This window comes from Ensifer sp. VA4 (assembly GCF_055710065.1).
Genome location: NZ_JBVQPO010000005.1, coordinates 124,687 through 148,273 on the forward strand (window position 1 = coordinate 124,687; position 23,587 = coordinate 148,273).

Genomic DNA, 23,587 nt, shown 5'->3' on the forward strand with positions numbered 1-23,587 from the left:
CACTTCCAGTGAATTGCGGAACGGTTTCCTGCGTTCATACGAACGCTTTTCCGGAACATTCAGAAATGGACATCTCACGCGCCGAACAGCGCATTCTTCATCATTTGGCCCAGGGCGGCCGCATCGAAGTCACCCGCGAAAGCAAGGCCATCATCGAAATTCGATGCTTCACCCGTGACGGCTGGGTCTATCCTGGTTTCGACCTGGAGCTCTTCCGCAAGCTGAAGCGCAAGAAGGCGATCTCGTCTTCTGGCGGCAAGCCCTATCGCATCACGGAGCGCGGCTTGCAGCTGGTGCGCGCCGAACTCAACAACCGCTGAGCGGCGGAAACCGATGACACCGGGCGTCACATGCTGCCCGGTGCCAGCTCTGCACGCATCGGCACAGGGGTGACCGGTCTTTAGTCTCGCTCGGTGAGGACTTTGCGGAGACCGATGAACTCGACATTGCGGTCGAGTTGCGGCGCATAGGCGGTGGAAAGCCAGCTCACGCTGTAGCCGCGATTGCGGAAGAAGGTCACCGCACGGCTGTTGCGCGCATGCGTCTTGGTGATGATTGCATCGAAGCCGTCCGCAAGAATGCGATGCTCGATCTCACCGAGCAACAACGCACCGAAGCCCCTGCCCTGAGCTGCCGGCTCGATCCACAGGTCGGAAATCGCGTTGTCGAAATCCTCACGCGCTGCCCAACCGCGAATGCCGCCTTCGGCTTCGATCAGCAGAACGGACAACCAGTGATCGGAAAGAAAACGGGAGAACGAAGCTTCGGCCACATGCCGCATTTTCTCGCCGTCGGCGAGACCCGCAATCGCGGATTGCCAGGCGGCGACACCGATCGCCGTCAACCGCTCGATATCGCCGGCGCGGGCATGGCGGATGGCTGGCAGACGCGGTCTCCTTCCGCGACACGGTGGCGGGGGCGCCTTCGGAAACAGGGCGGCGCCGGACCGGCGCCGCCCTCAAAGCTTTACCACCACTTGGTGGGCGTGAAGCGGCCGGCCGCCTGCTCGATGACGTGCGCCGTCTTGAACAGCGTCTCTTCGTCGAACGGCTTGCCGATCAGTTGGAGACCGAGGGGCAACCCCTTGTGGTCAAGCCCGCCGGGAACAGCGATGCCGGGCAGACCAGCCATGTTGACCGTCACCGTGAAGATGTCGTTCAGGTACATCTTGACCGGATCGGACGCCAGATCCTCGTCGGCGATACCGAAGGCGGAAGAAGGCGTGGCGGGCGTAAGGATCGCGTCGACGCCGGCGTGGAAGGCCAGCTCGAAGTCCCGCTTGATCAACGTGCGAACCTTCTGCGCCCGCAGATAGTAGGCATCGTAGTAGCCGGCCGAAAGTACGTAGGTGCCGATCATGATGCGGCGCTTGACCTCCTGGCCGAAACCGGCGGCGCGCGTCTTCTCGTACATTTCGACGATGTCCTTGCCGTCGACGCGCAGACCGTAGCGCACGCCGTCATAGCGGGCGAGGTTCGAGGACGCCTCGGCCGGAGCGACGATGTAATAGGCCGGCAGCGCATACTTCGTGTGCGGCAGGGTGATGTCGACGATCTCGGCGCCGGCTTCCTTCAGCCAGGCAATGCCCTGCTGCCAGAGCGCCTCGATCTCCTCCGGCATGCCGTCGACGCGGTATTCCCGGGGAATGCCGATCTTCATGCCCTTGATCGACTTGCCGATCGAGGCTTCGTAATCCGGCACCGGCAGATCGACCGAAGTCGTGTCCTTGGTATCGACGCTTGCCATCGACTTCAGGAGGATGGCGGCATCGCGCACGTCACGGGCGATCGGGCCGGCCTGGTCGAGCGACGAGGCGAAGGCGACGACGCCCCAGCGCGAGCAGCGGCCATAGGTCGGCTTGATGCCGACAGTGCCGGTGAAGGCGGCCGGCTGGCGGATGGAACCGCCGGTATCGGTCGCCGTGGCGCCGGCGCAAAGATGCGCGGCGACGGCCGCGGCGGAACCACCGGAGGAGCCGCCCGGAACGAGATCCATGTTGGAACCCTTGGCGCGCCAGGGATTCTTCACGGCACCATAGTAGGACGTCTCGTTCGACGAGCCCATGGCGAACTCGTCCATGTTCAGCTTGCCGAGCATGACGGCACCGTCGTTCCAGAGGTTCTGGGTAACAGTCGATTCGTAGCGCGGCGCGAAACCGTCGAGGATGTGGCTGCAGGCCTGCGTGTGCACGCCTTCGGTACCGAAGAGGTCCTTGATGCCGAGCGGAATGCCTTCGAGCGCACCCGCCTTGCCGGCGGCAATGCGCGCATCCGAGGCTTTCGCCATTTCGCGTGCCCTGTCCGGCGTTACGGCGACATAGGCGTTGATCGCCTCATTGGCGGCGTCGATCGCGCCGATATAGGCATCCGTCAGTTCGACGGCGGTGATTTCCTTGGCGGCGAGTTTTGCGCGGGCTTCGGCAATCGTGAGGCTGGTAAGGTCGGTCATGATGAAATGGGCTTTCGCAATCGGGAACGTCGGGGCGGTAGGCGGAGGTTACTCGACCACCTTCGGAACGAGGAAGAAATTGCGATCGGAATTCGGCGCATTGGCAACGATGTCGTCCGCCTTGCTGCCGTCCGTGACGGCATCCGTCCGCTTCTTCATCTCCATCGGCGTCACCGAGGTCATCGGCTCGACGCCATCGACATTCACTTCGGAGAGCTGTTCGACAAAACCGAGAATGCCATTGAGCTCGCCCATCATCCGCTCGGCTTCCTCTTCGCTGACGGCGATACGGGCAAGGCGCGCAACGCGCTTCACGGTGGCAAGGTCTACGGACATGATCGTCTCCGGTAACTGGAACTTCCCCCGCTATAATGGCGCGCGGCGAGCCACGCAACGGGGGAATTGCCGGAGTACCGGACCTCACATCAAAAGGCCCTGCGCAACATCAGACATCGACGACGCCGCCGACCTGCGGCGTCTGCACCTTGGTGGATGCACTTTCCATACCGGCAACGAAGGTTGCAGGCGTCTGGTCGATGATCGGGAACGAGCCGTAATGGCAGGGGATCGCCGTCGAGAACTTGAAAAAGCGCTGGCACGCGAGTGCCGCCACGGCTCCACCCATGGTGAAACGGTCGCCGATCGGAACGATGCCGATCTCCGGCTGGTGCAGTTCGCCAATCAACGCCATGTCGGAAAAGATGTCCGTGTCGCCCATGTGGTAGAGCGTCGGCTCGTCGTCGAAGTGCAGCACCAGGCCATTGGCGTTGCCGAGCGAGTGGGAGACACCGTCCTCGGTAATCTGCGCCGACGAATGCAGCGCGTTGACGAAGGTTGCGGAAAAGCCGCCGAGGTGGATCGTTCCGCCGGTGTTGCCCGGCTCCATTTTCGTGATGCCCTGCCTGCCGAGCCACATGCAAAGATCGAAGTTGCCGACGACGGTCGCCCCTGTCTCCTTGGCGATCGCAACCGTATCGCCGACATGGTCGCCGTGGCCATGGGTCAGGAGGATGTGGGTGAGGCCGGCGGTCGCATCCCTGCGCTCCTCGTCCCGGAAGGCGGGGTTGCCGGTGAAAAAGGGGTCGATGAGGATTTTGGCCTTTGCCGTCTCGACGTGAAAGGCGGAATGACCGAGCCATTTGATCTTCATGACTTTCTCCCTGATGATTTGCGTATCGGAACAGCATATGGAACAGACAACCCTCCGCGCAAAGATCGAATCGACACGGACATGGCAATTCTCACCATCGAAGAGCTGGCATCCCAGCTTCATCAGAATCAGGCGATCGCCGGCCTCGACCTTGGCACCAAGACGATCGGTCTCTCGGTCTCCGATCTCGGCCGCCGTTTCGCGACACCCCGCGAGGTGATCCGCCGGGTCAAGTTCGGGGTAGACGCGGAAGCGCTGTTGTCAGTGGCGGAAAAAGAAAAGGTCGCGGCCTTCGTCATCGGCCTACCCGTCAACATGGACGGCAGCGAGGGACCGCGCTGTCAGGCGACCCGCGCCTTCGTGCGCAACATGGAGCAGAAAACGCCGCTGCCCTTCATCTTCTGGGACGAACGGCTTTCGACCGTTGCGGCCGAGCGCGTGCTGATCGAGATGGATGTGTCGCGACGGAAGCGGGCCGAACGCATCGATTCGGCCGCCGCCTCCTTCATTCTTCAGGGCGCGCTCGACAGGCTGACGTCGCTTGGAAGGGACACCCTCTCGGACTGAGCTCTGCCGGCGCCGAAACGACGGCGATACCACGCTGCGATCTCACGGCGCTTGCGAAAGCCGATTATGGCAAAGACCACGAAACTATCGAAGACGATTGCGCGGGCGACGAGCGGCGGGATCGTCTCTGGCGGAATGCCGAGGACATTGCCGTAGACCTGGAACACGAGATCGTGGGTCTGCCGCGTCAGCATGAAGAACCCGAAGCTCATGTCGTAATAGGAGAGACCATACCACGACGTGAGGAACATGACCGGGCAGGCCCAGAGGATTAGAAACCACTTCATGCGGCTCCCCTTTCCGAAATGCGGCGGTAGACCAGTGGATATATGGCGCGATCTGCCAGCAACAAGGCGAGTAGGACCGTCGTTGGGATTGCAATATCCAGCGCCAGTCCGGTGAAAAACATCATCATGATGATCAAAAGGCCAGTTCTCACCGAACCGCTCCATCCGGATTCTGTTGAAATGCCTGGTCAATTTCCTCCCTGTAGGGAAGACGTGCAACGTAAACCATCTGTTAAGGTTAATTTGCACAGGGTTGGTCTTTTCGTGCCGTTGGATGCGGCCGCGTTCCGATCTTTCTCCACCATGCCGCAAGCCCATTCCGGTCTCTGCAGAATTCGGGTAGCGATATCCCTCCCCCTCGCAGGCCCTCCACCATGACCGTCGTCTTTGAAAGCATCCTCCCGATCTTCCTTCTCGTTCTGCTCGGCGCCTGGCTCAAGCGCTCGACACTCGTCGACCAGAGCCTTTGGCTCGGGCTCGAGCAGTTTGGCTACTTCATCCTGTTCCCTGCCCTTCTGTTCTCGACGCTCGCCCAGGCAGACTTTGCCGGCCTGAAAGCCGACGCGACGGCCATTGCGACGGTCGGCAGCGTCAGCCTGATGTCGGCCTTCGTCCTGCTGCTATGGCCAATGCTGCGAGACCGGCAGGTATCCGGTGCCTCCTTCACATCGGTCTTCCAGACGGCGACGCGCTGGAACGGCTTCATGGCGCTGGCAATTGCACAGAAGCTTTACGGCCCAATCGGCTTGACGCTGACCGCCCTGGTGATGACCCTCGTGATCATCCCCATCAATCTCTACAACATCGGCGTGCTGGTCTGGTTCGGTGGGGGCCATCGTGACTTCAGGCGCTTCTTTGCCAAGATCGCCACCAATCCGCTGATCGTCGCCTCGGTGCTCGGCATTCTCGTCAACTCGATCGGCCTGAAGATCTACGGCCCAGTGATGACCACGATCGAGATGCTGGCAAGCGCCTCTCTCAGCCTCGGGCTGGTGATGGTCGGCGCCGGCTTGCGCGCTTCCGATGCGCTGAGACCAAGCGCGACGGCGCTGCTCGCGGTCTTCCTCAAGCTGATCGTCATGCCGGTCTTCATGGTGAGCGCGAGCTACCTGCTCGGCATTCGTGGCGACGCCCTGCTCGTCATCGCGCTTGGCGCGGCCGTGCCGACGGCAATGAACGGCTACCTGCTGGCCAAACAGATGGATGGCGACGCCGAACTCTATGCGGCAGTCGCGACGATCCAGACGGTCGTCTCGTTCTTCACGATACCGCTCGTCCTCTACCTGACGGCTTACGCCGCAGGGGCCTGACGGCTTACGCCGCAGGGGCCTGACGGCTTACGCCGCAGGGGCCTGACGGCTTACGCCGCAGGGGCCTGACGGCTTACGCCGCAGGGGGATAGAGAAGATCGAGGATGTAGGCGGAATCGAAGCGCGAATCGAGCATGCCGTAGGTCGAGCGCCATCCGGCGGCCAGGCGCGATTCGAGGAACGCGTCCGCGATACGGCCGGCACCGAGGCGGTAAAGCTCGGCGGCTGCCCCTGCGAGCGCCAGCTGCTCGACCAGCATGCGCGCCGCACCCTCGTCGCGTTCGCAGAGCGACATGGCCGCACGCAGCACGTCGATCGTCTTGCGGCCGGACGGCCCAAGATCGCGCGCCAGAACGACGAAGAGCTGCTCGAAGAGGTCCTTGCCCTTGGCGAGCACGCGCAGCACGTCCAGCGCCATGACGTTGCCGGAGCCTTCCCAGATGGCGTTGACCGGCGCCTCGCGGTAATGGCGCGCCAGCGCGCGCTCCTCCACATAGCCGTTGCCGCCCAGGCATTCCATCGCTTCATAGATCAGCGCCGGCGCGATCTTGCAGGCCCAGTATTTTGCGACCGGCGTCATGATCCGCGCATAGGCCGCGTCTTCCGAACTGCTGCGGGCCTTGTCGAAGGCCTCGGCCAGACGGAAGGAAAGTGCGCTTGCCGCCGCCACATCGAGCGCCATGTCGGCAAGCACGCGCGTCATCATCGGCTGGCTCACGAGCGGCTTGCCGAAGACCTTGCGGCCGCGTGTGTGATGCACGGCTTCGGCGAGTGAGGCCCGCATCATGCCGGCGGATGCCAACGCACAGTCAAGGCGCGTCAGCGTCACCATGTCGAGGATCGTCCGGATGCCGGCATCCGGCGCGCCGAGGATGAAGCCGAACGTGTCGGAGAACTCGACCTCTGACGAAGCATTGGAGCGGTTGCCGAGCTTGTCCTTCAACCGCTGGAAACGCAGGCCGTTGGCGCTGCCGTCCTCCAAGAGACGCGGCACCAGGAAGCAGGCGAGGCCGTCGCGGGTCTGCGCCAGCATGACGAAGGCGTCGCTCATCGGCGCAGACATGAACCACTTGTGGCCGTTGAGCCGGTAAATGCCCTCGCCCACGCGTTCCGCCGTAGAAGTGTTGGCGCGCACGTCCGTGCCGCCCTGCTTCTCGGTCATGCCCATGCCGACGGTGACCGCCGATTTCTGCATCCAGGGGCGATTGGTGGAATCGTATTTGCGCGACAGGATCTTCGGCGCCCATTCCTTCTGCACCGCCGGCGACGCAGTGATCGCGGCAAGCGAAGCGCTGGTCATCGTCAGCGGGCAGAGATGGCCGCATTCGAGCTGCGCCGTCAGATAGAAGCGGACGGCGCGGGTCTTGTGCGACTGGTTGCGTTCATCCGGCAGATTTTCCCAGGCGGACGCGTGCAGGCCCGAAGACATCGAGCGGCGCATCAGCGCATGCCAGGCCGGGTGGAACTCGACGACGTCGAGACGCTCGCCGCGCGGACCATGCGTCTTCAGCTTCGGCGGACCTTCGTTCGCCATGCGCGCCAGTTCCTGTGCCTCCGGCGAGGTGACGTAACGGCCGAGCAGGTCGAATTCGTCGCGCAGCGTCTTGCTCATGCCGGACGTGATGTCCACCACCAGCGGGTCGGAGCGATAGGCGTTGACACCGGACCAGGGCTTGGGCTGGTTCAGCTCGGCGAGTTTCTGTTCAGTCCGGTTCATCTGATTCATGGGCCGGTTCTAGCGCAAGTTTCACGACCACGGAACGGGGCGCGAAAAAGATAGGATCGCCGTTGCAAGTTTTCTGCGGACGGCGGCGCCCAAGCCTTGCCGTGCCGGGGGCCAAGTCTTATAGAGCGACCACATTTCCAGAGCGCAAGGGCGGCCCATGATCACTTTCCCGCATCGCCACCTGCTCGGCATCAAGGGGCTCACGGAGCAGGATATCACCTATCTGCTCGACCGGGCCGATGAAGCCGTCCAAATCTCCCGTCAAAGAGAGAAGAAGACTTCCACGCTTCGGGGGCTGACGCAGATCAACCTCTTCTTCGAAGCCTCGACCCGCACGCAGTCTTCCTTCGAGCTCGCCGGCAAGCGCCTCGGCGCCGACGTCATGAACATGTCGGTCGGCAATTCCTCGGTGAAAAAAGGCGAGACGCTGATCGACACGGCGATGACGCTGAACGCCATGCACCCGGATGTGCTGGTCGTGCGCCATTCCTCGGCCGGTGCCGCGGCGCTGCTGGCGCAGAAGGTTTCCTGCTCCGTCGTCAATGCCGGCGACGGCCAGCACGAGCACCCGACCCAGGCGCTGCTCGACGCGCTGACGATCCGCCGTGCCAAGGGCAAGCTCTCCCGCATCATCGTGGCGATCTGCGGCGACGTGCTGCACTCGCGCGTGGCGCGCTCCAATATTCTCCTCCTGAACCAGATGGGCGCGCGCGTCCGCGTGGTCGCGCCGGCGACGCTGCTGCCCTCCGGAATCGCCGACATGGGTGTCGAGGTCTACCACTCCATGGCCGAGGGCCTGAAGGATGCCGACGTCGTCATGATGCTGCGCCTCCAGCGCGAGCGCATGGCCGGCGCCTTCGTTCCTTCGGTGCGCGAATACTTCCACTATTACGGGCTCGATGCGGAGAAGCTGAAGGCTGCCAAGGAGGATGCGCTCGTCATGCATCCTGGGCCGATGAACCGCGGCGTCGAGATCGCCTCGGAAATCGCCGATGGCCCGCAGAGCGTGATCGAACAGCAGGTCGAGATGGGCGTTGCCGTACGCATGGCGGTGATGGAAACGCTGCTTCTCTCGCAGAATCAGGGGCCGCGCCTATGACCAGACCACTCGTTCTGAAGAACCTCCGCATCGTCGATCCCTCGCGCAACCTTGATGAAGTCGGCACGATTATCGTTGGACACGATGGCCGCATCCTGGCTGCTGGCGCAGATGCGCAGAACCAGGGCGCGCCGGACGGCGCCTTCGTCAAGGACTGCACCGGGCTCACCGCAGTCCCGGGCCTCGTCGATGCCCGCGTCTTCGTCGGCGAACCGGGCAGCGAACACCGCGAAACTTTCGAATCCGCGTCGCGCGCCGCTGCCGTCGGTGGGGTCACCACCTTCATCGCGATGCCGGACACGGATCCTGTGATCGACGATATCGCGCTGGTCGAGTTCGTAAAGAAGACGGCGCGCGACAAGGCCGTCGTCAACGTGCATCCGGCCGCGGCCCTGACCAAGGGGCTCGCCGGGGAAGAGATGACCGAATTCGGCCTGCTGCGCGAAGCTGGCGCCGTCTGCTTCACCAATGGTCGGCGGTCGATCCACGATACGCTGGTTCTGCGCCGGGCAATGACCTATGCGCGCGAATTCGGCGCCGTCATCTCGCTCGAGACCCGCGACAAGTATCTCGGCGCCAACGGCGTCATGCACGAAGGCCTGCTCGCAAGCTGGCTCGGTCTTGCCGGAATCCCGCGCGAGTCGGAGATCATCCCTCTCGAGCGCGACCTGCGCATCGCCGGCCTGACGAAGGCCGCCTATCACGCCGCGCAGATTTCGGTTCCCGAATCGGCAGAGGCCATCCGCACAGCGCGCGAACGCGGCGCCAACGTCACCTGCGGCATCTCCATCAACAATCTGGCACTCAACGAGAACGACATCGGCGAGTACCGCACCTTCTTCAAGCTTTCGCCGCCGCTTCGCAGCGAGGACGACCGGGTCGCCATGGTCGAGGCACTGGCCGACGGCACCATCGACATCATCGTCTCCTCGCATGACCCGCAGGACGTCGATACCAAACGCCTGCCCTTCGCCGACGCCGCCGATGGCGCCATCGGCCTCGAAACGCTCGCGGCTGCAGCCCTTCGCCTGCACCACGGCGGCCAGGTTCCGCTGATGCGCCTGATCGATGCCATGTCGACGCGTCCGGCGGCGATCTTCGGTCTCGACGCCGGTACGCTGAAACCCGGCGCGAAGGCGGACATTGCGGTCCTCGACCTTGACGAGCCGTGGGTGCTCTACAAGGAAGCGATCGTTTCACGCTCCAAGAACACGCCGTTTGAAAATGCACGCTTTACCGGCCGGGTTGTGCAAACCTATGTTGCGGGCAAGCTTGTGCATTCCGCATAAGCCCAAAGCGGTCGCGCGGGAGGGAACCGGTGGATCTATTTTCCTGGCAGCTCGGGCTGCCCTTGACGTTGGTGAGCCTCGCCTTCGGCTATCTGCTCGGCTCGATCCCATTCGGGCTGATCCTGACCCGCATGGCGGGGCTCGGCGACGTGCGAAAGATCGGCTCCGGCAATATCGGCGCGACCAACGTGCTGAGAACCGGCAACAAGAAACTCGCAGCCGCCACCCTGCTGCTCGACGCCCTGAAGGGTACGGCGGCGGCAGCGTTGGCCTCCTATTGGGGCGTCGAGGCCGGCATTGCCGCCGGCTTTGCGGCGTTTCTCGGTCACCTCTATCCGGTCTGGCTCGGCTTCAAGGGCGGCAAGGGCATTGCCACCTATATCGGCGTGCTCCTCGGCCTCGTTCCCGTCATGGTGCTTGCCTTTGCGGCGATCTGGCTCGCCATGGCGAAAATCACCCGTTACTCCTCATTGTCCGCCCTGGTTGCAACGGCTATCATCCCGGTTCTACTTTACGCGGCAGGGAACGAGAAGGTCGCTCTCCTCTTCGCCGCAATGACCGTCATCAGTTGGGTGAAGCATCGCGCCAATATCCAGCGGCTGCTCGCCGGCACGGAAAGCAAGATTGGAGATAAGGGATAATGTCTGAGGACAGCGCAGGACGAACCGGAGTGGCGCTGACCGAACGACAGAAACTCTCCTGGCTGCGGCTGATCCGCAGCGACAACGTCGGTCCCATCGCCTTCAGGGACCTGATCAACCATTTCGGCACCGCGGAAAATGCGCTCGACGCACTTCCTGAACTGTCCCGGCGCGGAGGAACCAAGCAGGCCTACCGTGTGGCGACCGTGAGTGAGGCCGAACGGGAACTGGAAGCGGCGCGACGCTGCGGCGCGGTCTTCGTCGGCATCGGCGAACCGGGTTATCCCTCGGCGCTTCGACAGATCGACGGTGCTCCCCCTCTTCTCGCCATGAAGGGCGACCTCAAAGCGGCAACCCGCCCGTCGCTCGGCATTGTCGGCTCGCGCAATGCATCGGCGAGCGGCGCCAAGTTCGCGGCAATGATCGCACGCGATGCCGGACGCGCCGGCTATGTCATCACCTCGGGTCTTGCCCGCGGCATCGATACGGCCGCCCATCGCGCAAGTCTCGAAACCGGCACGATCGCTGCACTTGCCGGCGGGCTGGATCGGCCCTACCCGCCCGAAAACCTCGGCCTCCTCGAGGAGATCACATCGGGCCGGGGCCTCGCGATCAGCGAAATGCCTTTCGGGTGGGAGCCGCGTGCGCGCGATTTTCCCCGCCGCAACCGGCTGATTGCCGGCGTCAGCCTCGGCGTCGCGGTGGTCGAGGCCGCCAATCGCTCCGGTTCGCTGATCACCGCCCGTTATGCCGCCGATTTCGGCCGGCTCGTTTTCGCCGTTCCCGGATCCCCACTCGATCCCCGGTGCCATGGCACGAACGATCTTCTGAAACAGGGCGCGATCGTCACCACGTCGCCGGGCGATGTCCTCGAAGCGCTGGCGCCGCTCAGCCAGTTCGAGTTGGCCCTGCCAAGCGCCAGGGAACCGGAGAGGCATGCGCAGCCGAGCGCCCCCACCACGACCAGCGACAACGACCGTGCGGCCATCATCAATGCGCTCGGCCCGACGCCGGTCGAGACGGACGACATCGTAAGGCACACCGGGCTCTCTCCGGCGCAGGTCTACCTGCTTCTTCTGGAACTCGATCTCGCCGGGCGGCTCGACCGGCACGCCGGCGGGCTCGTGTCTCTCACGACAAACGAATGAGTGCCAGCGACGGTGATCCGCGGCCGCGGGGAAGCGAGGGACACCTATTGCAGATTGCAGACGTCATGCAATCTTGTGTGAGTTGCATCGCCTCCTCTCATCGTTATTTTGGGTGAACCCTCTTGACCCCGCACGAATCCCTGTCCATTTCGGGGCATCGATACAAGGCGACACACGGCGCTGACAGCGCTGACGCCCGAACCAGAACCGGTTGTCTCAAAAAATGACGATGAATGTTGTAGTGGTGGAGTCGCCTTCCAAGGCAAAGACGATCAACAAGTACCTCGGGCCTGGCTACAAGGTGCTGGCTTCGTTCGGCCATGTGCGCGACCTGCCGGCGAAGGACGGTTCGGTCCGTCCGGACGAAGACTTCGAAATGTCCTGGGAGGTCGACGGCGCCTCGGCGAAGCGCATGAAGGATATTGCCGACGCCGTCAAATCCTCCGACGGCCTCATTCTCGCAACCGACCCGGATCGCGAAGGCGAAGCCATTTCCTGGCACGTGCTCGACCTCTTGAAGAAGAAGAAGGTGCTCGGCGACAAGCCGGTCAAGCGCGTCGCCTTCAACGCCATTACCAAGAAGGCCGTTCTCGAAGCGATCGCCCATCCGCGCGACATCGACATCTCGCTGGTCGACGCCTACCTGGCGCGCCGCGCGCTTGACTATCTCGTCGGCTTCAATCTCTCCCCGGTGCTCTGGCGCAAGCTTCCGGGCGCCCGCTCGGCCGGCCGCGTGCAGTCCGTTACGCTGCGGCTCGTCTGCGACCGCGAAGCCGAGATCGAGCGCTTCGTCTCGGAAGAATACTGGAACATTTCGGCACTGCTGAAGACCCCGCGCGGCGACGAGTTCGAGGCTCGCCTCGTCTCGGCCGACGGCAAGCGCCTCGCGCCCAAGGCGATCGGCAACGGCGAAGAAGCGAACCGGCTGAAGACCCTGCTCGACGGCGCCGCCTATGTCGTCGACAGCATCGAGGCGAAGCCCGTCAAGCGTAACCCATCGCCGCCCTTCACCACCTCGACGCTGCAGCAGGCGGCATCCTCCAAGCTCGGCTTCTCGGCCTCGCGCACCATGCAGGTCGCGCAGAAGCTCTACGAAGGCGTCGACATAGGCGGCGAGACGGTCGGTCTGATCACCTATATGCGTACCGATGGCGTGCAGATGGCGCCGGAAGCGATCGAGGCCTCGCGCAAGGCGATCTCCAGCCAGTTCGGCGATCGTTACCTGCCCGAGAAGCCGCGCTTCTATTCGACCAAGGCGAAGAACGCCCAGGAAGCGCACGAAGCCATCCGCCCGACCGATTTCAATCGTACGCCGGACCAGGTTCGCCGCTTCCTCGACGGCGACATGCTGCGGCTCTACGACCTTGTCTGGAAGCGCGGCATCGCGAGCCAGATGGCATCCGCCGAGATCGAGCGCACGACGGCAGAAATCACCGCCAACAATGGCGGCAAGACCGCCGGCCTGCGTGCCACCGGCTCCGTCATCCGCTTCGACGGTTTCATCGCCGCCTATACGGATGCCAAGGAAGACGGCGAGCAGAGTGACGACGGCGACGAGGATGGTCGCCTGCCGGAGATCAATGCGCGCGAGAACCTCGCGAAGCAGAAGATCAACGCCTCGCAGCACTTCACCGAGCCGCCGCCGCGCTACTCGGAAGCGAGCCTGATCAAGAAGATGGAAGAGCTCGGCATCGGCCGGCCTTCGACCTATGCCGCCACGGTCACGACGCTGCTCGACCGCGACTACATCACCAACGACAAGCGCAAGCTCGTGCCCCAGGCCAAGGGCCGGCTGGTGACGGCGTTCCTGGAGAGCTTCTTCACGCGCTATGTCGGCTACGACTTCACGGCGTCGCTCGAAGAGAAGCTCGACCAGGTCTCGGCCGGAGAGGTCAACTGGAAAGATGTCCTACGCGACTTCTGGAAGGATTTCTTCGCACAGATCGAAGAAACCAAGGAACTGCGTGTCACCAACGTGCTCGACGCACTGAACGAGGAATTGGCGCCGCTGGTCTTCCCGAAGCGCGAGGACGGCGGTGATCCGCGCACCTGCCAGGTTTGCGGCACCGGCAAGCTGTCGCTGAAGCTCGGCAAGTATGGCGCCTTCGTCGGCTGCTCGAACTATCCGGAGTGCAACTTCACCCGCCAGCTTTCCTCCGAGAGCAACGGCGACCAGGAAGCAGCAGTCTCCAACGAGCCGCAGGCGCTCGGCAAGGATCCGCATACCGGCGAGGAGATCACGCTGCGCAGCGGCCGCTTCGGCCCCTATGTCCAGCGTGGCGACGGCAAGGAAGCCAAGCGCTCGAGCCTGCCGAAGGGCTGGACGCCGTCGACAATCGACCACGAGAAGGCCGTCGCCCTCCTGTCGCTGCCGCGCGACATCGGCGCGCATCCGGAAACCGGCAAGATGATCTCGACCGGCCTCGGCCGCTACGGACCGTTCGTGCTGCATGACGGCACCTATGCCAATCTCGAATCGATCGAAGACGTGTTCTCGATCGGCCTCAACCGCGCCGTGTCCGTTCTTGCCGACAAGCAATCGAAGGCCGGCGCCGGGCGTGGCCGCACGGCAGCTGCCGCGCTCAAGGAACTCGGAGATCACCCGGAAGGCGGCGCGATCACGGTGCGTGACGGGCGCTACGGTCCCTATGTCAACTGGGGCAAGGTCAACGCCACCCTGCCCAAGGGCAAGGATCCACAATCGGTAACGGTCGAGGAGGCGCTTGCGCTGATTTCGGAGCGCGCCGCCAAGGGCGGAACGACGAAGGCCAAGGCAGGCAAGGCCAAGACGACCAAGGCAGCGGCAAAGTCCGAGGATGGCGCCGCGAAGACGACCAAAGCCAAGGCACCCGCCAAGAGCAAGACGAAGACGGCCGCCAAGGCCAAGAAGGGCTGATTTTGACCAGAATACCGCGCGACCCGACCGAACAGTCCGGCAAGAGAAGCATGGGCAAGAAGCATGCTCGCGCGGCAAAGGCCGGATCGGCCCAGCCAAGCGAACCCATCATTCACGGCGCGGTTCCGCCGCGCGACGTGCTGATGCGCTTCATCGCCGAAAACCCGGATCGCGCCTCCAAGCGCGAGATCGCCAAGGCCTTCGGGCTCAAGGGCGAAACTCGTGTCGAGCTCAAGACGCTGCTCAGATCGCTGGAAGAGGACGGCCTGGTCGCGAAGAAGCGCAAGTCGCTGGTGCGTCCTGGCGCCCTGCCCCCCGTTGCCGTGCTCGACATCACCATTCGCGACGTCGACGGCGAACTGATCGGCCGGCCGGCCGAGTGGCTTGACGACGACGGCGTCGCCCCGGCTGTGTTGATCAAGCAGTCGGCCGTCGGCAAGGCCAAGGGCAAGGTTCCGGTCGGCGGCCTCGGCGACCGCGTGCTCGCCAAGATCTTCCCCGCGAAGGATCGCGGCGGTCCCGCCTATACGGGACGCATTATCAAGATCTTGGACAAGCGCAAGGATGCCGTGCTCGGCGTCTTCCGCGCGACACCGGGCGGTGGCGGCCGACTGATGCCGATCGACAAGCGCGGCGAGGAAGTGCTCGTCGATCCGGAGTTCACCGGCAACGCCAAGGACGGCGATCTGGTCGAAGTACAACTCGCACGGCTCGGCCGTTACGGTTTGCCACGTGCCCAAGTGCAAAACGTCATCGGCTCGGTGGCCTCGGAGAAGGCGATCTCGATGATCGCGATCCATGCGCACGGCATACCCCACGTCTTCCCGGAGCGGGTGATCGAGGAGGCGAACGCCGCCGGTCCTGCCACCATGGCGCATCGCGAAGACTGGCGGACGCTGCCGCTCATTACCATCGACCCGGCCGATGCGAAGGATCACGACGACGCCGTTCATGCCGAGCCGGATCCGTCCGAAGACAATCCGGGCGGCGTCATCGTCACGGTCGCGATCGCCGACGTCTCCTATTATGTCCGGCCGAAATCGGCGCTGGACCTCGAGGCGCTGAAGCGCGGCAACTCGGTCTACTTCCCCGACCGGGTGGTGCCGATGCTGCCCGAACGGATATCCAACGATCTCTGCTCCCTGAAAGAAGGCGTCGATCGTCCGGCACTGGCCGTGCGCATGCGCTTTTCCAGGGAAGGCCGCAAGGCCGGGCACACCTTCCACCGCATCATGATGAGAAGCGCGGCGAAGCTATCCTACCAGCAGGCGCAGGCGGCCATCGACGGCAACCCGGATGACAAGACCGGGCCGATCCTTGACACGATCCTGAAGCCACTCTGGGAGGCTTATCGCATCCTCACGCGCGGTCGCGACCGGCGCCAGCCGCTCGAACTCAACATGCCCGAGCGCAAGATCATCCTGAAGCCCGACGGCACGGTCGATCGTGTCTTCGTTCCCGAACGCCTCGATGCCCACAAGCTGATCGAGGAGATGATGATCCAGGCAAACGTCGCTGCGGCCGAGACGCTGGAGCAGAAGCGCCAGGTGCTGATCTACCGCGTGCACGACCAGCCGTCGCTCGCCAAGCAGGAGAGCCTGCGCGAATTCCTGGCAACGCTCGACATCTCGCTCGTCAAGGGCGGCAACATGCGCTCGAACCATTTCAACGGCGTTCTTGCCAAGGCCGAAGGAAAACCCTTCGAGACGATGGTCAACGAGATGGTGCTCCGCTCGCAGAGCCAGGCCATCTACAGCCCCGAGAATATCGGGCACTTTGGCCTGAACCTCTTGAAATACGCGCATTTCACCTCGCCGATCCGGCGTTATGCCGACCTCATCGTCCACCGGGCGCTGGTTGCCTCGCTCGGCCTCGGTGAAGGTGGACTGACGCCGCAGGAAGAGGGCGTGCTCGACGACATCGCCGCCGAGATCTCGACATTCGAGCGCCGCGCCATGGCAGCGGAACGGGACACCGTCGACCGGCTGATCGCGCATCATCTGAATGGCCGCATCGGCGAGGAATTCGAGGGCCGCGTCTCCGGCGTCACCAAGGCGGGACTCTTTGTCACCCTGCCCGCCTATGGCGCCGACGGCTTCGTTCCGATATCTACGCTCGGACGCGACTACTTCATCTACGATGAGGCGCATCAGGCGCTCTCCGGCGAAAAGACCGGGCTCGGCTATCGCCTCGGCGATCCAGTGCGCGTCAAGCTCGTGGAGGCCGTACCGCTTGCAGGTGCGCTGAGATTCGAGATGCTGAGCGAGGGGCGCAAGATGCCGACGGCGACGCGCTCCTTCCACAAGTCCGGCCGGCGCGACCGCAACGGAGCACGCAAGCAGCCGGGAACACGGCCGCCGAGAGGCCGGCGATAGGTTCCCGCAAGGCAGAGGATTAGGCATGAAAGCAGCGGCAGGCGAAACACTTCAACTGGGCAGCGGCGAAAGCGACGAGCGCTCGGTTGGCCTTTCGATGAAGCGCGGCTTTCTCGGCCGCTGTCCGGCCTGTGGCAGCGGCAAGCTGTTTCGCGGCTACGTCAAGTCCGTCGATGCCTGCGCCGCCTGCGGCGAGCGCATAGACCATCATCGTGCCGATGACTTCCCGCCCTATATCGTCGTGACGATCGTCGGACACCTCGTGCTTGCCGGCTATATGATGACCGACCTCATCCTGCCGTTGACGACGTGGCAGCATCTGGCGATCTGGGCGCCGATCACCCTGATCAGTTCGCTGCTGCTGCTGCAGCCGGTCAAAGGTGCCGTCATCGGCCTGCAATGGGCGCTCAGGATGCACGGTTTCGGCGGTCACGACGACGCGCCGGAAGATGTCCTGCCCCCGCGAGACGACAGGGCATGACGTCTGCGCGGAGCCCGGGTGGCCGGGAACGCCAGCGTCCCGCGACTGTCAGACCGCGGGACGCGGCCTCCGTCATGCTGCTCGACCGCGAAGGGGAGCGCGTGCGGGTTTTGATGGGCAAGCGGCACAGCGCCCACGTCTTCATGCCGGATCTCTATGTCTTCCCCGGTGGACGGCGCGATGCCGGAGACCACCGCATCAGTTTCGGTTCCGACCTGCACCCATCGGTCCTGCATGCGCTGAAGACGGCCGGCACACGCCAGCTGACCGACGCACGCGCCCGCGCGCTCGCCCTTGCCGGACTGCGCGAGCTCTACGAAGAGGCCGGCATCGCCGTCGGCCAACCGGCTCCTTCGGCCACTGCGCCGGTTCCCTTTCTTCCCGATCTTGCAAAGTTGCGCTATATGGCTCGGGCCATCACCCCTCCGGGCCACGCGAGGCGGTTCGATACCCGCTTCTTCGCCTTGTTTGCGGATGAGGCCGGGATCGATCCGACACGCTTCCTGGACAGCCGGGAGCTTCAGGATTTGCAGTGGATCGATGTGAACGATTCTCCGTCTCTACGGATACCCGACATCACCGCCATCATACTTGCGGATCTCAGAAGCAGTCTCGACTCCGATCCGTCGCTCCCCTGTGAACGAGCGGTGCCACTCTATGCCCCGCGCCGTGGGCGCCTCGTCCGCACGTTGCTCTAAGGACCTTCGTCTGATGTCACAACCGTCGCCCGGTACAGCTGCACCGGTTGAGGATATTCACTGGCGGTCGCTGATCGCCGCCGTTGCCGCCATCAGCGCCGTTGGCATCGCCATCGGCCTCGGCCTGCCGCTGCTCTCCATCATCATGGAAAAGCGTGGGATTTCCTCGACGCTCATCGGGCTCAATTCGGCGATGGCCGGCCTTGCCTCGATGGCGGCCGCACCGTTCACCACAAAGGTCGCCCATCGCCACGGCGTCGCGCAGACCATGTTGTGGGCCGTGCTGGTCGCCGCCACGAGCGCCTTCGGCTTCTATTACATCACCAACTTCTGGCTCTGGTTTCCGCTGCGTGTGGTCTTCCACGGTGCCATTACCGTGCTTTTCATCCTCTCGGAGTTCTGGATCAACGCGACTGCACCGCCAAGCAAGCGCGGCTTCGTGCTCGGCATCTACGGCACGATTCTTTCGCTCGGTTTCGCCACCGGTCCCCTGCTCTTCTCCATCCTCGGCAGCGAGGGGATCCTCCCCTTCGTCGTCGGCGCCGGCGTGATTCTGCTTGCCGCCGTGCCGATCTTCCTGGCGCGTGACGAGAGCCCCGTCATCGACGAGAAACCCGAGCGGCATTTCCTGCGCTACGTCTACCTCGTTCCGACGGCCACGGCCGCCGTCTTCATCTTCGGCGCGGTCGAATCGGGCGGGCTTTCGCTGTTCCCGGTGTTCGGCACCCGGTCCGGCTTCACCGAATCACAGGCCGCACTGCTGCTGACGGTGATGGGCATCGGCAACTTCATCTTCCAGATCCCCCTCGGCATGCTGTCCGATCGGGTGAAGGACCGGCGCACGCTGTTGTCCGCGATGACGGTCATCGGCCTCATCGGCGCGCTCTGCCTGCCGATGCTGGCCGAAAGCTGGTTCCTCATGGCGGTCGTGCTGCTTTTCTGGGGCGGTTGCGTGTCCGGACTCTACACCGTTGGCCTCAGCCACCTGGGGTCTCGCCTGCAGGGCGCGGATCTTGCGGCCGCCAATGCCGCCTTCGTGTTCTCCTACGCGGTCGGCACGGTCGCTGGCCCGCAAGTCATCGGCGCCGCGATGGACGTCACCGGCGACAACGGCTTCGCTTGGGCGATCGCCGGCTTTTTCGCTCTCTATGTCGCGCTTTCGGTGGTCAGGATCGTTTTGAATCCAAAACGGCCTTGACTTTTCGGCCGCGATTTGTAGTTTCGCCCCAACCTTGCCCGTGGCCCGCAACCGGTTGTCCACGGCTTTCATTGTTACAAAGGCAGGACGACCATGGCAAAAGCCACCACCATCAAGATCAAGCTGCTTTCGACAGCCGACACGGGTTTCTTCTACGTCACGACCAAGAACAGCCGTACGATGACGGAGAAGATGACGAAGACCAAGTACGACCCGGTCGTCAAGAAGCATGTCGAGTTCAAGGAAACCAAGATCAAGTAAGATCGGCCGTTTCCCGGGGATCAAAGGGCGCCGACCGCGAGGTCAGGCGCCCTTTCCTTTTGCACGCTTGAGCATGGAGCTTAGGCTTTCCACGACCGCGGCAACCGGCCAGTTGACGGCCGAAAGGCATGCCGTCCCGCGCCTCCCGCCTCGTCTCCAAAGCAGAAACGCCGCCCCAGGGATGGGACGGCGTTTCGGAAAAGGGGGTCGGCTGGCCTCTGACTGCGGCACGAGGATTCCGCAGGCGTCAAAAGCCAACCGACCGACCCCACGACCCAGGAGATGCGGCGGACCTGAGCATCATGGGGTAAGCAAAATGTTAGGAGGCGATGCCTCCTTGTTCATCAGCATCACCTGAAAATGGAAAAAAATCAACGAATTCTTAATGCGCGAAGCGGTGCCGCTAAGCGCATGGTTAATTCTGTATCAGACTGAGACAGGCACGCGGCCTGGGCGCCGCGGCTACCCAAACTCCCCGGTAGCAGCGACTGCGGCGAGAATACAACTTTAGATGCAGCCCGCAAGAGGCGGCCCCAAGAAATTCACCGCGGCACGGAGCGTCCGGATTGGACGGCCAAATGCTCAGGCGGCCGCCGCCACCACACGATTGCGGCCCTCGTTCTTGGCTTGGTAGAGTGCCGTATCCGCGCGCTTGAGCAGAGCCTCGGCCGTATCGGCATCCGGCCTGAGCGTCGCGATTCCCATCGACGCCGTTACCTTCAAAACGCCGTCCGCCTGCGGTACCGGGAACGGCAGGCTTTCGATAATCAGGCGTAAGCGCTCGGCGACGCCGGCCGCCATTTCGGCCGACGTATCCGGCATCACGACGACGAATTCCTCCCCGCCGAAACGACAGGCAAGATCGGCCCCACGCACTGTCGTGCGAATGCGATTGGCGAACTCCCGCAGCACTTCGTCGCCGGCATCATGGCCGTAGGTATCGTTGACCTGTTTGAAACGGTCGATGTCCGTCATGCAGATGGACAGCGGCCGGCCGCGCGCCGCAGCCCGATCCATCAGCAGTTTCAGGTGAGTGTCGAAATAGCGGCGGTTGTGCAGGCCCGTCAGGCCATCGGTGACGGCAAGTTCGATGGTCTGCTGCACACTCGCGCGCAGCCTGTCATTGCAATGCTTGCGCCGGATCTGGGTCATGGAGCGAGCGATCAGTTCATTCGGATCGACCGGCCGCATCAGGTAATCGGTCACGCCGAGATCGAGCGCGCGCACCACCATCTCATCGCTGCCCTGCTCCGCGATCAGCAGGATGGGGATGAAGCGCGTCCGTTCCAGCGAGCGCAACTGCGAACACAGCCGCAGAGGATCGTAGTCGTCGAAGTTCGCGTTGACGATGACCAGGTCGAAATTGTTCTCGGCCGCTTCGAAGAGTGCCGCCTGCGGATCGGAAATCACCGAGACATCCGCGATCGGCGCAAGCGCGCGCTGCAACCTCTCCTGTGACGAGCCACGGCCATCGACCAGCAGAACATTGCCCGGCTCGTCCGGGCGGTCCGCGCGGCCGACGTCCTCGAGGCCGATGGTCTGCGCCGTCTGGGCGCGCAGGCGCAGTTCGTCGCTGACATTCTTCAGCCGCACCAGGCTCTTCACGCGCGACATCAGTTGGAGATCGTTGACGGGCTTCGTCAGGAAGTCGTCGGCGCCAGCCTTCAGGCCGCGCACGCGATCCGACGGCTGATCGAGCGCCGTCACCATGACCACCGGAATATGTGCCGTGCGCGAATTCGCCTTCAGTCGTTCGCAGACCTCGAAGCCGTCGAGCCCGGGCATCATGATGTCGAGCAGCACGAGATCGATGGGCGTCTTCTCGCAGAGCGCCAGCGCCGAATAGCCGTCATTGGCCGTCAACACATCGAAATATTCGGCGAGCAGCCTGGCCTCGAGCAACTTCACATTGGCCGGAACATCATCAACGACAAGAATACGCGCAGTCATATCAATTTTCCCGCCGCTCAGGCATCGCCCAGGTAGGTTTTGATCGTTTCTATGAACTTCGGTACGGAAATCGGCTTGGAAACATAGGCTTCGCATCCACCCTGGCGGATGCGCTCCTCGTCTCCCTTCATTGCAAATGCGGTAACGGCGATGACAGGAATGACGTGCAATTCATCGTCTTCCTTCAGCCATTTGGTCACTTCCAGACCGGACACTTCCGGCAACTGGATATCCATGAGAATGAGATCGGGCCGGTGCTTGCGCGCGAGCTCGAGCGCCTCCATGCCGTTGCGCGTCTGGATCGTCGCATAGCCGGAAGCCTCAATCAGGTCGCGGAACAGCTTCATGTTCAGCTCGTTGTCCTCAACAATCATTACCTGTTTGGGCATGTCGATCCCTTGCTGTCCATCGTCACCTTGCAAGTCTCCTCAAGACATTTAACTTGCAGAGCCGACGACTCGACCCATTTCCTCAACTTCAGAGATAGGCCTATTTGGTTGAAAAATAGGTAACTCCGCACGTAAAAACCATACGGGGACGAAGCATTGAAGAGCGCTGACGAAATCGCCATCGACATCCTCGCCTGGCTCGCCAATGAACCTGAGCTTCTGTCCCGCTTCCTGGCGCTGACGGGCACCGATCCCACGGCTTTGCGCAGCGCCATCGCCGATCCCGGCTTCATGGGTGGTCTCGTCGCCTTTCTCATGGACCACGAGCCGACGCTGATGGCATTCTGCCAGGCGACCGGTACGGCGCCGGAAGATGTGGTGCGCGCCCATGCGGCGCTTTCGGGCCATTCAGGTTTTGAGGATTGAGCGTGCCAGGCGCGTCCACGGGCGACCGCGTCCAGCTTCGAAAGCGCCCGCTGATCGTCAGCGACATCGACGAGGTCGTGCTCGAATTCATCAATCCGTTCAAGGCCTTCCTTGAAAGCTGCGGCCACGCTCTGTTGCCCCGATCCTTCCGTTTGACCGGCAACGTCGTCGATCGTACGAACGAACGACCGCTGGCGGATGCGGAGGTCAAAGCCCTGCTTGATTCCTTCTACGGGACGCAGGATCGCTGGCAGACGCCGGCCGCACAGGTCGTCGAGACCTTGGCCGCGCTGTCGAAGGAAGCGGACATCGTTTTCCTCACCGCCATGCCACCCCATCACGTCGCGATCCGGCGCGCCTTGCTCGACCGGCTGGGCCTTCCCTACCCGCTGCTGGCCTCCGAGAAGCCGAAGGGGCCGATCGTGCAAAAGCTGCACGCCGGACGGTCGGTTCCGCTGGTCTTCGTCGACGACATTCTTCGCAACCTGCAGTCGGTCCAGCGCCATGCGCCGTCCTGCCTGCTGATCAACCTGATGGTTAACGCGGAGTTCCGCGCGCTCGCCCCAAAGCCGGACGCCGGCGTCCGCACGGCCGCTGACTGGCCGGAGGCCGCGGCGGCCATTCGTTCGTATTTCGCGGGCTAGTTCAGCGCCGGTTCCCATCAGTGCAAATCCAATCGCATCAGCGGCCTGCCATCCTTGCGCCGCGCCACGACGTCGAATCCCGCAGCCTCGAAGACCGTCGTCGCGCCGACCCAAAGGGCGACCGACCTTGACTGTTTGGCGTGATCGATCGGACAAGCGTCGAGATAGCGCGCGCCACCTGCCCTGGCGTGGTCGATCGCGGCGCGCACGAGTTGATGGCTCAAGCCCTTGCCCCGTAGTTTCGACTGCATGAATAGGCAACTCAGCGCCCAGATCGTCGGATCGGTCGCCTCGCGGTCCTGCAGCGGTCGCGCGACCGTGCGCGGCGAATTGAACTGCGGAACATCCTGGCGAGGACCAACCTGAACCCAGGCCACCGGCCTTCCCTCGAAATAGCCGAGGATTCCGGGCGGCGGCGCCGCTTCGATGCGTGCCTTGATAAACGCCTTGCGCTGCCTCGCCGGCATCGCCGTTCGGATGGAATGCGGCAGGCGCAACGCGGTGCACCAGCAACCGCCATAGGCACCGTTCGGCTCAAAAAGCTGTTCGAAATCCGCCCAACTATCCGCCGTCACGGGTGAGAACTGGAGTGTGATTTCCAACA

25 protein-coding genes are annotated in these 23,587 nt (G+C 63.4%); 15 read left to right on the plus strand and 10 right to left on the minus strand.

Features of this window, described 5'->3' with window-relative positions:
- Positions 1-65 precede the first annotated feature (65 nt).
- The gene (locus AC0C6X_RS10010) at positions 66-320 is read left to right on the plus strand and encodes a YjhX family toxin (RefSeq protein ID WP_173516218.1); all 255 of its coding nucleotides are present in this window, start codon (positions 66-68) and stop codon (positions 318-320) included.
- An 80-nt stretch (positions 321-400) separates the two neighbouring features.
- On the opposite strand, the gene AC0C6X_RS10015 is transcribed toward AC0C6X_RS10010, so the two are convergent.
- The 4 genes from AC0C6X_RS10015 to AC0C6X_RS10030 form a co-directional block, all read right to left on the minus strand.
- Entirely contained in the window at positions 401-844 is a 444-nt protein-coding gene (locus AC0C6X_RS10015) for a GNAT family N-acetyltransferase (protein ID WP_247957742.1), read from the minus strand.
- 122 nt (positions 845-966) lie between these two features.
- A complete protein-coding gene (gene gatA / locus AC0C6X_RS10020; protein ID WP_472952914.1) occupies positions 967-2,448 on the minus strand; it encodes an Asp-tRNA(Asn)/Glu-tRNA(Gln) amidotransferase subunit GatA in 1,482 nt (493 codons plus the stop codon).
- 48 nt (positions 2,449-2,496) lie between these two features.
- Complete coding sequence (gatC, locus tag AC0C6X_RS10025) at positions 2,497-2,784, minus strand: Asp-tRNA(Asn)/Glu-tRNA(Gln) amidotransferase subunit GatC (protein WP_173516216.1); 288 nt, start codon at positions 2,782-2,784, stop codon at positions 2,497-2,499.
- Positions 2,785-2,893: 109 nt separating this feature from the next.
- Entirely contained in the window at positions 2,894-3,598 is a 705-nt protein-coding gene (locus AC0C6X_RS10030; protein WP_472952916.1) for a metal-dependent hydrolase, read from the minus strand.
- An 81-nt stretch (positions 3,599-3,679) separates the two neighbouring features.
- On the opposite strand from AC0C6X_RS10030, the gene ruvX reads away from it, so the two are divergent.
- The gene (gene ruvX / locus AC0C6X_RS10035; protein ID WP_173516214.1) at positions 3,680-4,165 is read left to right on the plus strand and encodes a Holliday junction resolvase RuvX; all 486 of its coding nucleotides are present in this window, start codon (positions 3,680-3,682) and stop codon (positions 4,163-4,165) included.
- On the opposite strand, the gene AC0C6X_RS10040 is transcribed toward ruvX, so the two are convergent.
- Positions 4,111-4,452 (minus strand): DUF6105 family protein, encoded by a 342-nt coding sequence (locus AC0C6X_RS10040; protein WP_173516213.1) that lies wholly within the window; start codon positions 4,450-4,452, stop codon positions 4,111-4,113. The two genes, ruvX and AC0C6X_RS10040, sit on opposite strands and share 55 nt — an antisense overlap.
- The gene (locus AC0C6X_RS10045; RefSeq protein WP_173514878.1) at positions 4,449-4,604 is read right to left on the minus strand and encodes a hypothetical protein; all 156 of its coding nucleotides are present in this window, start codon (positions 4,602-4,604) and stop codon (positions 4,449-4,451) included. The genes AC0C6X_RS10040 and AC0C6X_RS10045 overlap by 4 nt, the downstream gene beginning before the upstream one ends.
- A gap of 222 nt (positions 4,605-4,826) precedes the next feature.
- Between AC0C6X_RS10045 and AC0C6X_RS10050 the strand changes: the two genes are divergently transcribed.
- Positions 4,827-5,762: an AEC family transporter gene (locus AC0C6X_RS10050; RefSeq protein ID WP_173516212.1), complete on the plus strand. Its 936-nt coding sequence runs from the start codon at positions 4,827-4,829 to the stop codon at positions 5,760-5,762.
- Between the two features lie 73 nt (positions 5,763-5,835).
- Here AC0C6X_RS10050 and AC0C6X_RS10055 read toward each other — a convergent pair whose 3' ends face one another.
- Complete coding sequence (locus tag AC0C6X_RS10055; RefSeq protein WP_472952919.1) at positions 5,836-7,488, minus strand: acyl-CoA dehydrogenase family protein; 1,653 nt, start codon at positions 7,486-7,488, stop codon at positions 5,836-5,838.
- Between the two features lie 157 nt (positions 7,489-7,645).
- Between AC0C6X_RS10055 and AC0C6X_RS10060 the strand changes: the two genes are divergently transcribed.
- The 10 genes from AC0C6X_RS10060 (at position 7,646) to rpmG (ending at position 19,574) form a co-directional block, all read left to right on the plus strand.
- A complete protein-coding gene (locus AC0C6X_RS10060) occupies positions 7,646-8,587 on the plus strand; it encodes an aspartate carbamoyltransferase catalytic subunit (RefSeq protein ID WP_173516210.1) in 942 nt (313 codons plus the stop codon).
- Entirely contained in the window at positions 8,584-9,876 is a 1,293-nt protein-coding gene (locus tag AC0C6X_RS10065; RefSeq protein ID WP_472952922.1) for a dihydroorotase, read from the plus strand. Before AC0C6X_RS10060 ends, AC0C6X_RS10065 begins: the two co-directional genes overlap by 4 nt.
- Positions 9,877-9,905: 29 nt before the next feature.
- On the plus strand, positions 9,906-10,517 hold the full coding sequence (plsY, locus tag AC0C6X_RS10070) for a glycerol-3-phosphate 1-O-acyltransferase PlsY (RefSeq protein WP_247957748.1): 612 nt from the start codon (positions 9,906-9,908) through the stop codon (positions 10,515-10,517).
- Positions 10,517-11,665, plus strand: a complete 1,149-nt coding sequence (gene dprA / locus AC0C6X_RS10075) for a DNA-processing protein DprA (RefSeq protein WP_247957749.1) — start codon at positions 10,517-10,519, stop codon at positions 11,663-11,665. The genes plsY and dprA overlap by 1 nt, the downstream gene beginning before the upstream one ends.
- A 229-nt stretch (positions 11,666-11,894) precedes the next feature.
- A complete protein-coding gene (gene topA, locus AC0C6X_RS10080) occupies positions 11,895-14,561 on the plus strand; it encodes a type I DNA topoisomerase (RefSeq protein ID WP_173516207.1) in 2,667 nt (888 codons plus the stop codon).
- A 2-nt stretch (positions 14,562-14,563) separates the two neighbouring features.
- On the plus strand, positions 14,564-16,936 hold the full coding sequence (gene rnr, locus AC0C6X_RS10085; protein ID WP_472952925.1) for a ribonuclease R: 2,373 nt from the start codon (positions 14,564-14,566) through the stop codon (positions 16,934-16,936).
- A 25-nt stretch (positions 16,937-16,961) separates the two neighbouring features.
- Entirely contained in the window at positions 16,962-17,417 is a 456-nt protein-coding gene (locus tag AC0C6X_RS10090; protein WP_472952927.1) for a DUF983 domain-containing protein, read from the plus strand.
- Complete coding sequence (locus AC0C6X_RS10095; RefSeq protein ID WP_472952929.1) at positions 17,414-18,115, plus strand: NUDIX hydrolase; 702 nt, start codon at positions 17,414-17,416, stop codon at positions 18,113-18,115. Before AC0C6X_RS10090 ends, AC0C6X_RS10095 begins: the two co-directional genes overlap by 4 nt.
- A gap of 13 nt (positions 18,116-18,128) precedes the next feature.
- On the plus strand, positions 18,129-19,313 hold the full coding sequence (locus AC0C6X_RS10100; protein WP_173516203.1) for an MFS transporter: 1,185 nt from the start codon (positions 18,129-18,131) through the stop codon (positions 19,311-19,313).
- A gap of 93 nt (positions 19,314-19,406) precedes the next feature.
- Positions 19,407-19,574, plus strand: a complete 168-nt coding sequence (rpmG, locus tag AC0C6X_RS10105; protein ID WP_034795357.1) for a 50S ribosomal protein L33 — start codon at positions 19,407-19,409, stop codon at positions 19,572-19,574.
- Between the two features lie 582 nt (positions 19,575-20,156).
- Here rpmG and AC0C6X_RS10110 read toward each other — a convergent pair.
- Complete coding sequence (locus AC0C6X_RS10110) at positions 20,157-21,524, minus strand: PleD family two-component system response regulator (protein WP_173516202.1); 1,368 nt, start codon at positions 21,522-21,524, stop codon at positions 20,157-20,159.
- Between the two features lie 17 nt (positions 21,525-21,541).
- The gene (locus tag AC0C6X_RS10115) at positions 21,542-21,913 is read right to left on the minus strand and encodes a response regulator (protein ID WP_003537642.1); all 372 of its coding nucleotides are present in this window, start codon (positions 21,911-21,913) and stop codon (positions 21,542-21,544) included.
- 156 nt (positions 21,914-22,069) lie between these two features.
- On the opposite strand from AC0C6X_RS10115, the gene AC0C6X_RS10120 reads away from it, so the two are divergent.
- Positions 22,070-22,339, plus strand: coding sequence for a DUF3572 domain-containing protein (locus tag AC0C6X_RS10120; protein ID WP_173516201.1), 270 nt, complete (start codon positions 22,070-22,072; stop codon positions 22,337-22,339).
- A 77-nt stretch (positions 22,340-22,416) separates the two neighbouring features.
- Positions 22,417-22,983, plus strand: coding sequence for a hypothetical protein (locus tag AC0C6X_RS10125; RefSeq protein WP_247957752.1), 567 nt, complete (start codon positions 22,417-22,419; stop codon positions 22,981-22,983).
- Positions 22,984-23,000: 17 nt separating this feature from the next.
- Here AC0C6X_RS10125 and AC0C6X_RS10130 read toward each other — a convergent pair whose 3' ends face one another.
- Positions 23,001-23,585: a GNAT family N-acetyltransferase gene (locus AC0C6X_RS10130; RefSeq protein WP_173516199.1), complete on the minus strand. Its 585-nt coding sequence runs from the start codon at positions 23,583-23,585 to the stop codon at positions 23,001-23,003.
- Positions 23,586-23,587 lie beyond the last annotated feature (2 nt).

What these genes read in the sequence shown, in the direction of transcription:
- AC0C6X_RS10010 (WP_173516218.1), top strand. Translation starts at nt 66, where the DNA reads ATGGACATCTCACGCGCCGAACAGCGCATTCTTCATCATTTGGCCCAG.
- gatA (WP_472952914.1), bottom strand. Translation starts at nt 2,448, where the DNA reads ATGACCGACCTTACCAGCCTCACGATTGCCGAAGCCCGCGCAAAACTC.
- gatC (WP_173516216.1), bottom strand. Translation starts at nt 2,784, where the DNA reads ATGTCCGTAGACCTTGCCACCGTGAAGCGCGTTGCGCGCCTTGCCCGT.
- AC0C6X_RS10030 (WP_472952916.1), bottom strand. Translation starts at nt 3,598, where the DNA reads ATGAAGATCAAATGGCTCGGTCATTCCGCCTTTCACGTCGAGACGGCA.
- ruvX (WP_173516214.1), top strand. Translation starts at nt 3,680, where the DNA reads ATGGCAATTCTCACCATCGAAGAGCTGGCATCCCAGCTTCATCAGAAT.
- AC0C6X_RS10040 (WP_173516213.1), bottom strand. Translation starts at nt 4,452, where the DNA reads ATGAAGTGGTTTCTAATCCTCTGGGCCTGCCCGGTCATGTTCCTCACG.
- AC0C6X_RS10050 (WP_173516212.1), top strand. Translation starts at nt 4,827, where the DNA reads ATGACCGTCGTCTTTGAAAGCATCCTCCCGATCTTCCTTCTCGTTCTG.
- AC0C6X_RS10055 (WP_472952919.1), bottom strand. Translation starts at nt 7,488, where the DNA reads ATGAATCAGATGAACCGGACTGAACAGAAACTCGCCGAGCTGAACCAG.
- AC0C6X_RS10060 (WP_173516210.1), top strand. Translation starts at nt 7,646, where the DNA reads ATGATCACTTTCCCGCATCGCCACCTGCTCGGCATCAAGGGGCTCACG.
- AC0C6X_RS10065 (WP_472952922.1), top strand. Translation starts at nt 8,584, where the DNA reads ATGACCAGACCACTCGTTCTGAAGAACCTCCGCATCGTCGATCCCTCG.
- dprA (WP_247957749.1), top strand. Translation starts at nt 10,517, where the DNA reads ATGTCTGAGGACAGCGCAGGACGAACCGGAGTGGCGCTGACCGAACGA.
- topA (WP_173516207.1), top strand. Translation starts at nt 11,895, where the DNA reads ATGAATGTTGTAGTGGTGGAGTCGCCTTCCAAGGCAAAGACGATCAAC.
- AC0C6X_RS10090 (WP_472952927.1), top strand. Translation starts at nt 16,962, where the DNA reads ATGAAAGCAGCGGCAGGCGAAACACTTCAACTGGGCAGCGGCGAAAGC.
- AC0C6X_RS10095 (WP_472952929.1), top strand. Translation starts at nt 17,414, where the DNA reads ATGACGTCTGCGCGGAGCCCGGGTGGCCGGGAACGCCAGCGTCCCGCG.
- AC0C6X_RS10100 (WP_173516203.1), top strand. Translation starts at nt 18,129, where the DNA reads ATGTCACAACCGTCGCCCGGTACAGCTGCACCGGTTGAGGATATTCAC.
- rpmG (WP_034795357.1), top strand. Translation starts at nt 19,407, where the DNA reads ATGGCAAAAGCCACCACCATCAAGATCAAGCTGCTTTCGACAGCCGAC.
- AC0C6X_RS10110 (WP_173516202.1), bottom strand. Translation starts at nt 21,524, where the DNA reads ATGACTGCGCGTATTCTTGTCGTTGATGATGTTCCGGCCAATGTGAAG.
- AC0C6X_RS10115 (WP_003537642.1), bottom strand. Translation starts at nt 21,913, where the DNA reads ATGCCCAAACAGGTAATGATTGTTGAGGACAACGAGCTGAACATGAAG.